Below are 273 nucleotides of genomic sequence, written 5' to 3'. Positions count from 1 at the left end.
CTTCAAAGGAGAGCATGCGGAACACTTCGCCGAAGCCTTCCACTTCGCGATCGAACAGCGGGAGCAGCGCTTCCGGTGCCTGGTCGCCTGCGGTAAAGCCGGTGCCGCCAGTGATCAGCACCACCTGGACGTCATCACCCGCAATCCACTGTGAGACCTGAGCGCGAATGGCGTAACGGTTTTCTTTGACGATCGCTTTATCAACAATCTGGTGTCCGGCTTCGTGTGCCGCCTCGCGCAGCCAGTGGCCAGAGGTATCATCCTCTTCACCAC

At 59.3% G+C, this 273-nt stretch carries 1 protein-coding gene; it reads right to left on the bottom strand.

Annotated features, from left to right (window positions below; translation table 11 throughout):
* Window positions 1-273: molybdopterin-binding protein (locus RTW80_RS29285; protein ID WP_312721630.1), on the bottom strand; the 273-nt coding region annotated here is incomplete at both ends.

The organism is Escherichia sp. AM3 (assembly GCF_032029835.1).
Classification (GTDB): Bacteria; Pseudomonadota; Gammaproteobacteria; order Enterobacterales; family Enterobacteriaceae; genus Escherichia; species Escherichia coli.
Note: the sequence above shows the minus strand (reverse complement) of the source record. Positions and strands in the feature narration are given on the sequence as shown.